The sequence below is a fragment of the Saccharothrix sp. CB00851 genome, from assembly GCF_001905065.1.
Classification (GTDB): domain Bacteria; phylum Actinomycetota; class Actinomycetes; order Mycobacteriales; family Pseudonocardiaceae; genus Actinosynnema.
The window spans coordinates 377,648-391,762 of sequence record NZ_LWLC01000034.1 but is presented as its reverse complement, the minus strand read 5'-3'; the positions used below and the strand labels follow the sequence as shown (position 1 = coordinate 391,762).

Annotated in this window: 11 protein-coding genes; 4 read left to right on the top strand and 7 right to left on the bottom strand. The window is 72.5% G+C overall.

The genetic code is table 11. The features are described 5' to 3' along the window. Window positions 1-105 precede the first annotated feature (105 nt). From nudC to A6A25_RS30630, 4 genes are all read right to left on the bottom strand, one after another. Window positions 106-1,068 carry an NAD(+) diphosphatase gene (gene nudC / locus A6A25_RS30645; protein WP_073896063.1) on the bottom strand — a complete coding sequence of 321 codons (963 nt, stop codon included), beginning with the start codon at window positions 1,066-1,068 and terminating at the stop codon, window positions 106-108. Next, window positions 1,065-2,453 carry a M16 family metallopeptidase gene (locus A6A25_RS30640; RefSeq protein ID WP_073896061.1) on the bottom strand — a complete coding sequence of 463 codons (1,389 nt, stop codon included), beginning with the start codon at window positions 2,451-2,453 and terminating at the stop codon, window positions 1,065-1,067. Before A6A25_RS30640 ends, nudC begins: the two co-directional genes overlap by 4 nt. Next, entirely contained in the window at window positions 2,450-3,736 is a 1,287-nt protein-coding gene (locus A6A25_RS30635) for a M16 family metallopeptidase (protein WP_073896058.1), read from the bottom strand. Before A6A25_RS30635 ends, A6A25_RS30640 begins: the two co-directional genes overlap by 4 nt. Before the next feature lie 346 nt (window positions 3,737-4,082). Further along, on the bottom strand, window positions 4,083-5,723 hold the full coding sequence (locus A6A25_RS30630; protein ID WP_073896056.1) for a DUF2207 domain-containing protein: 1,641 nt from the start codon (window positions 5,721-5,723) through the stop codon (window positions 4,083-4,085). Window positions 5,724-6,017: 294 nt separating this feature from the next. Between A6A25_RS30630 and A6A25_RS30625 the strand changes: the two genes are divergently transcribed. Then, complete coding sequence (locus A6A25_RS30625) at window positions 6,018-7,073, top strand: neutral zinc metallopeptidase (protein WP_073896054.1); 1,056 nt, start codon at window positions 6,018-6,020, stop codon at window positions 7,071-7,073. Between the two features lie 15 nt (window positions 7,074-7,088). After that, window positions 7,089-7,988, top strand: coding sequence for a neutral zinc metallopeptidase (locus tag A6A25_RS30620; RefSeq protein ID WP_073896052.1), 900 nt, complete (start codon window positions 7,089-7,091; stop codon window positions 7,986-7,988). On the opposite strand, the gene A6A25_RS30615 is transcribed toward A6A25_RS30620, so the two are convergent. Continuing rightward, window positions 7,958-8,395, bottom strand: a complete 438-nt coding sequence (locus A6A25_RS30615) for a hypothetical protein (RefSeq protein ID WP_143193496.1) — start codon at window positions 8,393-8,395, stop codon at window positions 7,958-7,960. The two genes, A6A25_RS30620 and A6A25_RS30615, sit on opposite strands and share 31 nt — an antisense overlap. Window positions 8,396-9,191: 796 nt before the next feature. Between A6A25_RS30615 and A6A25_RS30605 the strand changes: the two genes are divergently transcribed. After that, entirely contained in the window at window positions 9,192-9,869 is a 678-nt protein-coding gene (locus A6A25_RS30605) for a response regulator transcription factor (RefSeq protein WP_443217072.1), read from the top strand. Then, entirely contained in the window at window positions 9,866-11,629 is a 1,764-nt protein-coding gene (locus A6A25_RS30600; protein ID WP_241828990.1) for an ATP-binding protein, read from the top strand. The genes A6A25_RS30605 and A6A25_RS30600 overlap by 4 nt, the downstream gene beginning before the upstream one ends. Here A6A25_RS30600 and A6A25_RS30595 read toward each other — a convergent pair. Continuing rightward, a complete protein-coding gene (locus A6A25_RS30595; RefSeq protein WP_073896044.1) occupies window positions 11,596-12,660 on the bottom strand; it encodes a potassium channel family protein in 1,065 nt (354 codons plus the stop codon). The genes A6A25_RS30600 and A6A25_RS30595 overlap by 34 nt on opposite strands. Next, the gene (locus tag A6A25_RS30590; protein WP_073896042.1) at window positions 12,657-14,069 is read right to left on the bottom strand and encodes a M20/M25/M40 family metallo-hydrolase; all 1,413 of its coding nucleotides are present in this window, start codon (window positions 14,067-14,069) and stop codon (window positions 12,657-12,659) included. Before A6A25_RS30590 ends, A6A25_RS30595 begins: the two co-directional genes overlap by 4 nt. Window positions 14,070-14,115 lie beyond the last annotated feature (46 nt).

The following is a 14,115-nucleotide window of genomic DNA, read 5'->3' as shown; positions in this document are numbered from 1 at the left end:
GTGTCGAAGCCCCGACGTTAGTCGGTGACGATCCGCTTGGTGTCCCATTTGCCGTGCGCTTCCAGCAGTTTTCGCCCGATGCGGGCCACCCCCGGGAGGTCGCGATCACTCAGCGGCTTCGCCTGCCGCCGCCCAGGACTGGATCATCCGGTAGGCGATGGAGGCGCCCGGCGCGAGCAGCAGGTCCGGCACGCTGCCCGGCTCGGCGAGCGCCTGCCGCACGTCGGCCCGGCTGACCCACTTGGCCTGCGCGATCTCACCGTCCGCCGGCCGCAGCGGCTCGGTCGGGTCGGCCACCGCCTCGAACCCCACCATCAACGACCGCGGGAACGGCCACGGCTGGCTGCCCAGGTAGCGGATGCGGCCGACCTCGACGCCGACCTCCTCCACGATCTCCCGCGCCACGCACGCCTCCAGCGACTCGCCCGCCTCGACGAACCCGGCCAGCACCGAGTACCGCCCCTCGGGCCACCCGGCGCCACGGGCGAGCAGCACCTGGTCGGCGCCGTCGTGCACCAGGCAGATCACGGCGGCGTCCGTGCGCGGGTACTCCTCGTTCCCGCACTGCTCGCACACCCGCGCCCAGCCGGACTTGATCGACTCCGTCCCCCCGCCGCACACCGCGCAGAACTTCGCCGACCGGTGCCAGTGGAACAACGCGACCGCCGACGTGAACAGGCCCGCGCCGGTGTCGTCCAGCAGCGCGCCGCACGCCCGCAGGTCGAGCCACTGCGGTTCGTCGGTCAGCTCCGGCCGCATCCAGGCCCGGCCGGACGGCGCGCTGACGTCCGTCTCGTCCTCGGTCAGCGGAACCGCCCAGTACGCCACGCCGTCCTGCTCGCCGAGCAGCACCGCCGTGTCCGGCGGGCCGTCGCCGAACTCGGTGGCGGGGCGGTCGACCAGGCGCGAAGCCCGGTCGGCCACCAACGTGCGGCCGTGCGCGTCCACAGTGAGGACGCGCGCCTTCGGCCACAACTGCGCGATGCGCTCGGCGTCGCCCCGCAACGGCTCGTGCCGGTCCACCGCGAACCGCGACAGCGCGGGCAGTTCCACCAACTCGAAGCTCACGGCAGGATGACACCGCCCAGCGCCCGGAGCTGCGGGGTCAGCAGTTCCGCGTCGCCCACCAGCACGCCGGTGAACGCCGTCGGCGCGAAGAACTCCAACGCCACCTCGGTGACCTGCTCGACGGTGACCTCCGCCAGCCGACCGGGGTGCCCGGTGAACCACTCCACGTCCAGGCCGAGCCCGGCGAGGTTCATCAGGAACGACGCCAGCCCGCCCTGCGACGACGTCGCGGTCAGCAGCGACCCGATCGCGTACCGGCGCGCGGTGTCCACCTCGGACTCCGTCGGCGGCACCAGACCCAGCTTGCCCAGCTCGTAGCGGGTCTCCAGCAGCGCCGCCGCGGTCACCTCGCTCGCCGTGTCGGCGTCCACCAGCAGCGTCGCGCCGCCCGGCGTGAACTCCGGGTGCGACCGCGCGCTGTAGGTGTAGCCCTTGTCCTCGCGGATGTTCTCGACCAGCCGGGACGAGAAGAACCCGCCGAACACCAGGTTCGCCAGCTGCAACGCCGGGTAGCGGGGGTCGGTGCGCTCCAGGCCGCGCCCGGCGAGCCGGATCTGCGACTGCACGGCGCCGGGACGGTGCACGAACAGCACGTCACCACCCCGCACGGGCGGCATCGGCGACAACGCCACCGCGGTGCCCTCGCCGGTCCAGCCGCCCAGCGCTTCCTCGACCGCGCGCACCGCCGCGTCCGGCGCCACGTCGCCGACCACGACGATCACCGACCCGCGCGGCAGCACGGCCGACGAGTGCAGCGCCAGCACGTCGTCCCGCGTCACCGCCGCGACCTCGTCCGCCTCGGGCATCTCCTTGGCGAACGGGTGGTCGCCGTACAGGTGGCGCTGCAACGCCTCCCGCGCGATCACGTTCGGCTGCGACCGCGCCAACCGGATCCGCTCCACCAGCCGCGCGCGTTCCCGCTCGACCTCGTCGGCCGGGTAGGTCGCGCCGGTCAGCACGTCCCGCAGCACGTCCAGCACCGTGCCGAAACCGGACACCAGGGCGTTGCCGGACAGCGCCAGCCGCTCCGGGTCGACCACCGCGTCCAGCTCGCCGCCGACCAGCGCCAGCTCGGTGTCCACGTCCACCCGGCTGCGGGTGGCGGTGCCGGTGAGGATCGTGTTCGCCAGCACCTCGGCGCGCGCCGCGTGCGTCGAGCCGACGCTGCTCGACGCCGGGTCGCCGAACGGGATCCGCAGCCGCACCTCCACCAGCGGCACCGACGACCGGCGCACCGCCAGCACCCTCAGGCCGTTGGCCAGCGTCGTGTCGACCGTGTCCAGGTCGGCCGCCGCCCGCTGCTCGCCCAACTCCGGGAACGGGCGAGGCCCTAGCTCCGTACGGCCGATCTCCTCGGCGCTGCGGTGCTTGGTCGGGGCGCTCACTCGGTACCTCCGTCGGCGGGGTTGAGGATCAGGACGGCGCGCGAGTCCGGCCGCAGCGCCTTGGCCGCCGCGGCGACCTCGTCGGTGGTGATGCCGGCCAGCTTGTCCGGCAGCTCGTACAGCAGCTCGGCCCGCCCGTACAGCAGCTCGGCCGACCCGAGGCCCAGCGTCCGGCTGGTGAGCCGGTCGTGCTCGCGGTGCATGGTCGACACCCAGCGCGCGACGACCTTCGCCAGCTCCTGCTCCGTCGGCCCTTCCTCGGCCAACCGCAGCAGCTCCTCGTCCACCGCCCCGAGCACCTGCTCGGAGGTGACCTCCGGCGGGTGGATTGCGGTGATGCTGAACGTGTCCGGGTCGCGCGCCTCCAGCGGCCCGAACAGACCGCACCCCGCACCCACGTCGACCACGATCGCGTCACGGTGCACCAGCCGCTGCTGCAGCCGCGACCCGTCGCCGTCGGTGAGCACACCGGCCAGGACCAGGTAGGCGAGGTAGCCCTCGACCTCGTTCACCGGGTCCGGGATCCGGTAGCCCACGGCGATGGCGGGCATCGGCGCGTGCTTGTCGGTGTGCTCGGCGCGCAGCTCGCCCTTCGGCGCGGCCTCGGCGAACGACGGCCGGACCGGCACCGGACGGGCGGGCACGTCACCGAAGTGCTTCTCGACGAGCGCCTTCGCCCCCTCGGGGTCGAAGTCGCCCGCCACCGTCAGCACGGCGTTGCCCGGCGCGTAGTAGGTGTCGAAGAACGCGGCGCAATCGTCCACGGTGGCGTTCTCCAGGTCGGTGAAGTCGCCGTAGCCGTTGTGCGCGTTGGGGAACGTCTGGAACAGGACCGGCGGCAGGAGGATCCACGGGAACCCCCCGTACGGTCGGTTGAGCACGTTGAGCCTGATCTCCTCCTTCACCACGTCGATCTGGTTGCGCAGGTTCTCCTCGGTGATCTTCGGCGCCCGCATGCGGTCCGCCTCGAGGAACAGAGCCCGCTCCAGTGCCGCCGACGGCAGCACCTCGTAGTAGTCGGTGTAGTCGGGGTGCGTCGACCCGTTGAACGTGCCGCCCGAGGACTGCACGTGCCGGAAGTGGGCCAGCTTCTCCAAGCTCTCACTGCCCTGGAACATGAGGTGCTCGAAGAGGTGCGCGAACCCCGTCCGCCCCTCGGGCTCGGAGCGGAAGCCGACGTCGTAGTGCACGCTCACCCCGACGACCGGGGCGCTGCGGTCGGGTGCGAGCACCACCCGCAGACCGTTGGGAAGCGTGAACCTGTGCAGTTCGGGTAGCGCCATGAACGCAGCCTACGGGTTCACACCACTGCCCAGCCCGATGGTCGCCCACCCATCCGGGCGTGCCGCTACGCCCAGCGCGAACCGACCGGGTTCGGACCGGCCGACCAGCGGCTCGACGGCCGATCCGGGACCGGGCACACGCCCGCACCGGTCCGGACCACCGCCTGTCTCAGCAGGCCGACCACCCGGTGGAGCCGGCGCGTGTGGACAGCGGGATGACTTCGGCCCTGCCCCCTCGAACCTTCGCCCGCCGCCCTCGGGTCCGTGTTCGTGGGATGCGTCCATGGTCGAACTGCTGTTCGAGGTAGCGCAAGATCACTTTCGGGTGAAACGCGGGGACCGCGGGTCAGCCGCGCAGCGACCTCAGGTGCCCCGCCTGCGCCAGCACACCGTCGACCGCACCGAGGAACGCCGGGAACCGCTGCGCGAATCGCCGCAGGTCACCGCCCTGCTCGGCCTCGCCGAACCAGTACAGCCCCGGCCGCGTGCCGGCGAACGTGGCCAGCCACCGCTCCGTCTCCCCCAACACCACCGCGTACGGCAGCGACCGCGAGAACACCATCTCCCGGTCGGACTCCGGGATGTCCTGCGGAGTGGCCGTGTGCAGGTACCCGCGCAACCCGCGCACGTGCTCCAACAAGGCGCTGCCGCGCTTGGTCCGCGCGGGCATCGACCGCGCACCCACCGCCAACGCCACCCCGGCCACCACGACCACCAGCCCGAACAGCGCCGCGCCTCCGACCAGCGCCAACACCACCGTCAGCGCCGCGCCCAGCACACCGACCCCGACCCCGACCCACCACCAGAGGCTGCGCTCGGCGTCCGGCCGGCGGGCGAACCAGTTCTTCGCCACCACGTCGGCGTACAACGCGTCCCGCACCCGGGACAGGTCGATCCGCCTGCCCCTCAGCTCGGACAACGTCACGACGTCCACACCATCGGGCAACAAGGCCTCGTACACCGCGCGCTCGTACCCCGACAGCGCCGAATCGGCCGGGTTGCGCCGCACGAACCGCCAGTCGTGCCCGTCCACCTCTTCGATCCACACGTAGTTGCGCACCGCGAGGTCCACGATCGTCGCGGTCACGTCCACCACGTCCACGTGCTCGTCCACCACGGTGCCGACCTGGCCGGGCAGCACTCCGTCCGGCGAGGCGAACACCATCCGCCCCGAACCGTCCGTGACCAGCATGTTCACCGGCCCGACCTCACCGGCCAAGGCCCGCGCGTCCCGCCCCCGCAGGTACCACAACAACAACCCGCCGCACAGCAGCAGCACGACCAGCCCACCGAGCCCCGCGCCGGTCAACGGCGTCAACGCGAACGCCGCCGCCAACCCGGACGTCTCCTCGACCCGCGCGTTGGCCGGCGCCGCGCCCTCCTGCAACCCGACCGCCACGTCGACCCGCTCACCGGCGGCCAGGCCGATCTCGGTGGCCCGCACACCGCGCCCGTCGCCGAGGTCCGCGCTGGTGCACGGCTTCGAGGTGCCCGGTTCGCCGGCCAGGCAGTTCACCGACCTGGGCGCGTCCGGCGTGATCACGGAGACCTTCACCGAGTCGAGCGCGGTGTCCCAGCCGCTCGCGGGCTGCCACCGCAGCTCCAGCGTGTCGCCGATCTTCGCGACGGTGCCGATCACCGAGTACCGGACGGTGGACGTGCCGGGTCGGAGTGCGATCGTCAGCTCGTCGTCCGATGCTGAAGCCGTGCCCTCGCCCTCCACGGTCACGTCGGCGACCTGGAACACCCGGTCGCGCTCGGCGGACACGGGCACCCGCAGCGGAACGACCCGCGTGGCCGTCCCGCCGTCGGGGACGGTGACCACCTCGGTCACGGTCAGCCTGCCGTCGCGCTCCAACTTGAGCCGCACGTCCGCGCCGACCGTCCCGGGCAGTCCGGCCGTGCCGCTCGGCTGCGCCGACGCCGTGCCGACGCCCGTGCACAGCGCGACCGCGCACAGTGCCGCCGCTCCCCAGTTTTTCAACACGGCCGCGGAGAATAGCGGAGTTCCCCTAAGCTCTTGTGCTGATTCGGGCATCCGCGATATGGGGGACCACCAGCGATGACGCAACCACCGCCGCCGGGTGGCTGGCCACCGCCACGACCGGTTGGGCCACCGCCGATGCCCGCACCGCTGCACCAGCAGCAGCCCCCGGCCCAGCCTCAACCTCAGCCGACCCGTCAGTGGCCGACGCAGCAGCCGCCGCCTCCGACCGGGCCGCAACCGCAGCAGCCCCAGCAGTTCCAGCAGCCTCCCCAGTGGCCCGGGCAGGCGCCCGCGATGCCGCAGCCGCCACCGGCGAACTGGGGGCCGCCGGCCGGACCGCCGCCGAACTGGGGCCCGGCGCCGATGCCCTACCCGCCGCTGCCGCGGCAGAAGAGCAAGGGCCCGCTGGTGGCGGTGCTGGTCGTCGGCTTCCTCGTGCTCGGCGTCGCCACGATCGGCATCGTGGCCGCGACCAGCGGCAGCAAAGAGGCGAGCGATTCGGGCAACGCCGGGTACGCGAGCTACACGTACACGCCCGAACCCACCACCACGACCACCACGACGACGACCACGTCCAAGGCGAGCACCAGCAGGCGGTCCACGCCGACCAGCACGCAGAAGGCGGGCCCCAAGGCCTCCATCACGCTGGGCGACAACCCGATCCACGCCGCCGGCCTCGGCGCGTTCAACATCGACGGCTGCCCCCTGCCGGCGATGGACTACTCGCCCGCCGGCCAGGACCGGTTCCTGCGCGCCGCGCTGCCGTGCATCGAGGCGATGTGGAAGCCGTCGTTCGAGCGCGCGAACCTGCCCTACCAGCCGGTCGAGCTGGTCATGGTGACGTCCCAGATCACCAACACGTGCGGCAACATGGGCCCGGACCGCACCGCCATGTACTGCGACGGCACGATCTACTGGACGCCGAACCACTACGCCAACGAGCAGGGCTCGGCGAACCCCAACCACCCGGGCAAGTACCTGGGGCAGCTCGCGCACGAGTACGGCCACCACATCCAGTGGCTGTCCGGCATCCTGCGCGCGTCCAGCCAGGCGCAGTACGAGAAGGGCGGCTGGGACACCCCCGAGGGCCTCGACCTGAACCGGCGCAAGGAGCTGCAGGCCACGTGCTTCGGCGGGATGACGCTGGCGCCGCTGTCGCACGGCGCCGTGCCCGGTGACGTCATCTCGGTGGCGCTGACCGACGCGGGTAACCGGGGCGACTACCCGATCTACCCCAACCGGGACCACGGTGCGCCGGAGAAGAACGCGGCGTGGGTCAACCACGGGTTCAAAAACAACGAGACCAGCGCGTGCAACACTTGGGTAGCGAGCGCGGCGGACGTCAGCTGACCCGACTGGAGGACCGTGCACACGCCCGAGGAGACCAAGAACAACCCGATCGTCCTCATCGGCGTGTTCTCGTTGATCGTGTTGTGCGTACTGGGCTTGGGCGGCATCACTCAGCTGGAAACGTCCCGGCGGATCAACGGCCACGCGGTGGCCGCGCCCGGTGTGCGGGTCGTGCAGCCGTCGGAGACCGAGGCACCTCGGCCGCGGGCCGTGCACCGACTGGCCGACCACCCGCTGCTCACCGCGCCCGTTCGACTGCCCGCCGTGACGTGCGCGTTGCCGGGGTTCGGGGTGTCGGACGCGGAGCTGTCGGCGTACTACAAGGCCGGGGTGGTGTGCCTGGACCAGGCGTGGCGGCCCGCGCTGGAGCAGGCGAACCTGCCGTTCGACCCGCCCGCGCTGGACACGTCGCCGGACCTGGTCGAGGGACCGTGCGGCTCGGCGCCCGCGGAGAGCGAGGCGGTCGCGTACTACTGCGGGCGCAACAGGACCATCTACATGCCCACGCGGCGGCTGCGCGACAACGGTGGCGGTGAGCGCGCCGGGTCGCACCTGGCGACATTGGCGCACGAGTACGGGCACCACGTGCAGGCGTTGTCGGGGATGCTGCGCGCGGCGGACAGCAAGATCGTTTCGGCCGGTGAGCAGACGCCGGCGGGGCTGGAGATGTCGCGGCGGATCGAGCTGCAGGCCAACTGCTTCGCCGGGATGTTCCTGGTGGCGGCGTCCGAGTCGATCGGGACGGGGCTCGCGCGGGAAGCGGCGGACGACTTCCAGTACGCCATGGAGGAGCCGCCGGAGAAGAACGCCCACGGCAGCCCGGAGAACCAGTCCGAGTGGGCGTCGCTCGGGTTCACCACGGGTGAGACGTCGTCGTGCAACACCTACGCGGCTTCGGCGGAGGCCGTGGGCTGAGAGCGCCTGGTCAGCAGGTAGGCGTAGAGGCCGCCGGCGAGGCCGCTCAGGCACATCAGCAACGTGGTCAGCCGGACGTCGAACGGCATGCCCTGGGGTGTGCTGGCGGCGGCTTGGACGGTGAACTCGCCGCTGGTGTCGGCGGGCAGGACCACTTCCACGACCTCGTCCCGCTGGTGGCCGCAGCCGTCGAGCTTCGCGGTGTGCGTCCGGTCACCGATCGTCAGTTCGACCCGGTCGTAGGCCTCCGCGTCACCGCAGGAGGCGGGTGCGACGACGGTGGCGGTGGCCCGGCGGACCTCGGTGGACGTGCGCGGCCACCACAACGCGACCGCTGCCGCGACGGCTGTCAGCCCCACGACCAGCAGCACCAGCGCCCACCTGACCGGGCTTCGCGGAACCGCCACAGCGTGGATGGTCGCAGACGGGGTGGCCGGTTGTCGTGGGGGCGGAGGCCGTCCGCCGCCCGCTCAAACATCACTCGATCGTGATCTTGCCCACCCTCGAACTGCTGTTCGATACTGATCTCACGGCTCACACCACGCCCACCCGCCCAGTACTCGTCCACATCGGATTCCGATCCCGCAGGCCCACCGGCCGTCGATCACCGCACGTCGACCCGAGGTGCCCGCGGGGTCCACGGACGGCCGGTCTCTCCCTTCCGCGCCCACGTCGGGGGAGACCGGCCCACAACACTCAGTCCACAACGCCGACCCGCACGGTCGGTCGGTGGGGGCGGTTGCACCGGTCACACGGTCGGCGGGTCAGCCGCCCGCACGATCGGTGGGTCGGTGGATCGGATCGGTGGCTCGGCTGGCCGGTTGCACAGTCGGTCGGCGGGGTCGCTGGGTCGGCGGGGTTGCTGGGTCGGCGGGTCGGTCGCCGCCCGCACGGTCGGTCGGCGGGCGCATGGCCGGTGGGTCGGTCGGTGGCCGGTGGGTCGGTCGCACGGCCGGTTCGTCGGTCCGCCGGTCGGTCCGCCGGTCGGTCCGCCGGTCGGTCCGCCGGTCGGTCCGCCGGTCGGTCGGCTGGCCGCCGGCCGGCCAACTGGCTGGCCGCATGGTCGGTCGGTTGCCCGGACGGTCGGTCGCGCCGCGGCTGAAGGGTGATCGGCGGCGGTGGGTGTGGGTGAGGGGAAGTCGGTTTGGTCAGGCTTGTCGCGGCTTCACCGCCGCGGCAGGCGACGCGACGCAGAATATGGAGGTGTCGACTGCTGCCAGGGTGCTGGTGATCGAGGACGCGGAGGCGATCGCGGCCGCCGTGAGTTCCGCCTTGCGGGATGCGGGTTACCAGGTGCAGGTCCGGCCGGACGGTCGTGACCTGGAGGGCGAGCTGGTCCGGTTCCGGCCGGATTTGGTGGTGCTCGACGTGATGCTGCCCGGTCGGGACGGCTTCATGCTGCTGGACGTCATCCGGCGGGCGTGCGGTGCCGGGGTGGTGATGCTGACCGCCCGGGACGGTGTGTCCGACCGGCTGCGCGGGCTCGACCGGGGCGCGGATGACTACGTGGTGAAGCCGTTCGTGCTGGCCGAGTTGGTCGCCCGGGTGAGCGCGGTGCTGCGGCGGCTGGGGCGGACACCGTCCACCGTCCAGATCGGCGACCTCGTGGTCGACGCCGACTCGGCGGTGGTGCTGCGGGGCGACGTACCGGTCGAGCTGACCGCCACCGAACTGCGCCTCCTGCGGTACCTGGCCGCGCAGAGGGGGCGGGTGGTCGGCAAGACGCAGATCCTCACCGCGGTCTGGGGTTACGAGGACTACGACCCCAACCTGGTCGAGGTGCACGTCAGCGCCCTGCGCCGGAAGTTGGAGGAGCACGGTCCGCGGTTGCTGCACACCGTGCGGGGGCTCGGTTACGTGCTGCGGGCGGACGAGACGTGAGCCTGCGGACCGTCTCGCTGCGGCGGCGGGTCACGCTCTCCGCGATCGGTGTGCTCGCCGTGGTGCTGATCGGGGTCGTGTTGTCGGTGGACGGGCTGTTCGCGGCGCAGTCCAAGCGGGACGTCGACACCGCGCTGCTGGAGAAGGCGCGGGTGGCGCAGCAGTTGGTCAAGCAGCGGGTGCGCGGGGCCGACCTGGTGGACCGGCTGGAAGGCCGGGGCGTGGAGGTCCGGCTGGTCATGCCGGACGGGACGGTGCTCGGGAACGCGCCGAACGAGGAGGTGGCGAACGAAGTCAGCAGGCAGTTGAGCGATGGGTCGACGATCACCGTGTACGCCGAGTCGTCGGTCATCACGGTGGCGCAGACCAGGCTGCGGCGGTTGCTGCTGCTGGCCGGGTTCGGTGCGCTGGCGGTGACGGCCGGGGCGATGGTGTTGACGGTCCGGCGTGCGCTGGCGCCCTTGGACGCCATGACCACGCTGGCCCGGTCGATCGCGCGCGGCAACCGGGGCTACCGGCTCAACCCGTCGCGGGCGGACAACGAACTCGGTCGCACGGCTGCCGCGTTCGACGACATGTTGGACTCGTTGGAGGGATCGGAGGAGCGGACGAAGCGGTTCGTGGCCGACGCGGCGCACGAGTTGCGGACACCCATCGCGGGCGTGCAGGCGGTCGCGGAGGCGTTGATGCAGACGGCCGGCGCCGAGGAGCGGGAGCGGTTGAACCTGCTGCTGGTGCGGGAGTCGCGGCGGGCCGGGCGACTGGTGGATGACCTGCTGGCGTTGGCGCGCATCGAGGCCGGTCTCGAACTGCACCGGGAACGGGTCGACCTGCTCGCGTTGGCCGAGGCCGAGGTGGGGCGGACGCAGCTGCTCGCGCCGGACTTCGACATCGCCGCCGAGGGTGAGCCCGCGTTCGTCCGAGGCGACCCGCAGCGGTTGGCGCAGGTGTTGGCGAACCTGGCCGACAACGCCCGCCAGGCCACCGGCCTGTCGGGTCGGGTCAGGCTGCGCGTGTCACAGGAGGGCGGCTTCGCGGTGCTCGTCGTGTCCGACAACGGTCCGGGCGTGCCGGCGGAGGACCGGGAACGCATCTTCGACCGGCTGGTGCGGCTGGACGAGGCGAGGGACCAGCGTTCCGGCGGGTCGGGCCTCGGCCTGCCGATCGCCCGCGGCGTGGTACGGGCACACGGCGGCGAACTGTCGTGCATCGCACCCGGGCAAGACCGTGCAATCGCCGACCCACCCGACGACCCCCGCCCAGCCACCGACCCCGGCCACCGCACAGCTACCGGCACATCCGACGACCCCCGGCCGGCCGCGAACGCAGGACAACAGCGCGCAGTCGCGGACTCGCCCGACGACCCCCGCCCAGCCACCAACCCCGGCCACCGCACAGCTACCGGCGCATCCGACGACCCCCGGCCGGCCGCGATCACAGGACAGCACCGTGCGGTCGCCGACCTGCCCGACGACCCCCACCCGGCGGCGACCGCGCGACAACACCACGCGATCGCCGACGACCGCTGGCCGGCGGCGGACCCGGTTGGCGGGAGTGCTGCGCCGGAGGTGGCCGGGGAGGGCGACTCCGCCGTGGAGTTGCAGGGCGGGGGCGTCTCGCGGCCGGAGGGGGTGTCCGAGACGTCCGGGCGGGGTGGTGCGGAGGTGTCGGGGGCCGTGTTCGAGGTGCGGATTCCGTTGGCCGGTGAGTGGCCCGGTGAGCGGGGTCAGTCTTTCGGTGGGGTGACCTTCTTGACGTAGAGGAGGCGGTCGCCCGCTTCCACGGCGTCGGCTTCCGGGGCGTCGACCCGGTACAGGGTGCCGTCGCGCACGACGCCCAGCACGATGTCCGGCAGGTGGCGGGGGGAACCGCCGATCTCCGACGGCTCGACGTCGCGTTCGGCGATGGCCAGGCCGGCGTCCGGGGTCAGCAGGTCCTCCACCATGTCGACCACGGACGGGGTGGCGGTGGCCATGCCCAGGAGCCTGCCCGCGGTCTCACTGGAGACCACGACCGAGTCCGCGCCGGACTGGCGGAGCAGGTGCTCGTTCTCGCGTTCGCGCACCGACGCCACGATCTGGGCCTTCGGCGCCAGCTCGCGGGCGGTGAGGGTGACCAGGACGGCGGTGTCGTCGCGGTTCGCGGCGACCACGACGGCCCGCGCGCGGGCGACCCCCGCCACGCGCAGCACGTCGTTGCTGGTCCCCGAGCCGTGCACGGTGACCAGGCCGATCGCGGAGGCGGCGTCGAGGGCCTCCTGAGTCGTGTCGACCACGACGATCGAGCCAGGCTCGGCCCCGTCGCCCATGAGGGCGCTGACCGCGGACCGGCCCTTCGTGCCGTACCCGATGACGACCACGTGGTCCCGCACCTTGGTCCTCCACTTCTGGATGCGCAGCGCCTGCCGCGAACGCTCGGTGAGCACTTCGAGGGTCGTACCGACCAGGACGATGAGGAACAGCACCCGCAAGGGTGTGATGACCAGGACGTTGACCAGCCGCGCCGAGGAGCTGGCGGGGGCGATGTCACCGTATCCGGTGGTCGACAGCGACACCGTCGCGTAGTACACGGCGTCCAAGAGGGACAGTCCGTCCCCGTTGACGTCACGGTAGCCGTCGCGGTCGAGGTAGACGATCAGCACGGCGGCCATGAGCGCGGTGAGCGCGCCGATCACCCGTTTGAGGATCGCGCGGACCGGGCTCTGCGCCGCGTCCGGCATCCGGATCACGCCGACGAGCGAGTGGCCGGGCCGGTTGGCCAGCGGTTCGCCCGGACTGGTGCGGCGGATCATGACAACCTCTCCGGGAGTAGTCGCCACAGCAGGGCGGCGGCCTCGGCGCCGCGGAGGAGCAGCGGCACGACGACGCGCTCGTTGGGCGCGTGGATCCGATCATCCGGCAACGTCGCCCCGAGGTACACGACCGGCACGCCGAGCCACCCGTGCAGCAACGCCGCAGGACCGGAGCCACCCGTCCGACTGAACCTGACCGGCTGGTCGAACGCGGCCTGCAGAGCGTCACGCACCGCTCCCACGGTCGGGTGGGAGATGTCCACCGCATAGGGCGGAGCGCCGTCACCGCGCGCGAGGACCTCGGCGTGCAGCCCGGGCGGGGTGTGCTCGGCGACGAACTCGCGCAACGCGTCCGCCACCCGCTCGGGCCGCTGGTCGGGCACGAGCCGGAACGACAGCTTCACCGACGCCCGCGCGGGCACGATCGTCTTCAGCCCCGGCCCGGTGTAGCCGCCGTGGATGCCGTTGACCTCGGCCGTGGGCCGCACCCAGACCCGTTCGAGGGTCGACCAACCGGGTTCACCGGCCAGCCCTTGGGCGCCACCGGCGTTCGCCAGCCACACCGCCTCGTCGAACGGCAGCGCCGCGTAGTCGGCGCGTTCGGCCTCGGTGGGTTCGATCACATCGGCGTAGAAGTCACGCAGCTGAACGCGCCCGTCCGCGTCGTGCAGGGCCGCGACGAGCCGCGCGATGGCCGTCGCCGGGTTCGGCACGCTGCCGCCCGAACGCCCGGAGTGCACGTCCGACGTGCCGCCGGTGAACACGACCTCCGCGCCGTACACCCCGCGCTGCCCCGTGCACACGGTCGGCGCGTCACGCCCGTACAGCGGCGTGTCGGTGAACACCACCAGGTCGCACGCGAGGTCGTCGCGGTGGTCGTCGAGCAGCCGGGTCAGGTGCGGCGAGCCGGACTCCTCCTCGCCCTCCACGAACAGCTTCACCGTCACCGCCGGCTGCGCCGCGCCGGTCGCCGCGAGGTGCGCCCGCAACCCGAGCAGGTGCATCGCGACCTGGCCCTTGTCGTCGCTGGCGCCCCGCCCGAACAGCTCCTCGCCTACCAACGTCGCCTCGAACGGCGGGTGGTGCCACTGCTCCACCGGGTCGACCGGCTGCACGTCGTGGTGGCCGTAGACCAGCACGGTCGGCGCGTCCGGATCGGCGGCGGGCCAGCACGCGTACACGGCGGGCAACGCCGGACCTTCGTCCCAGACCCGCACGTCAGGCCACCCGTCCCGGCGCAACGCGTCGGCCAGCCAGTGCGCGGAGGCGGCCACGTCGCCGTGGTGCGCCGGATCGACGCCGATCGACGGGATGGCCAGCCACTCGCGCAGGCCGATCAGGAAGTCGTCGGCGAACGCGGCCACGGCCGCCCGCTCGGGATGTCCGGGTTCTTCGGGATCACCGCTCACGGTGCGGGAGGATAGCCCCGCGACAACCCTGCGAGCGCCGTGCGGC

Coding starts and splice junctions, on each gene's coding strand:
- A6A25_RS30625 (WP_073896054.1), top strand. CDS start 6,018: ATGCCGCAGCCGCCACCGGCGAACTGGGGGCCGCCGGCCGGACCGCCG.
- A6A25_RS30595 (WP_073896044.1), bottom strand. CDS start 12,660: ATGATCCGCCGCACCAGTCCGGGCGAACCGCTGGCCAACCGGCCCGGC.
- A6A25_RS30635 (WP_073896058.1), bottom strand. CDS start 3,736: ATGGCGCTACCCGAACTGCACAGGTTCACGCTTCCCAACGGTCTGCGG.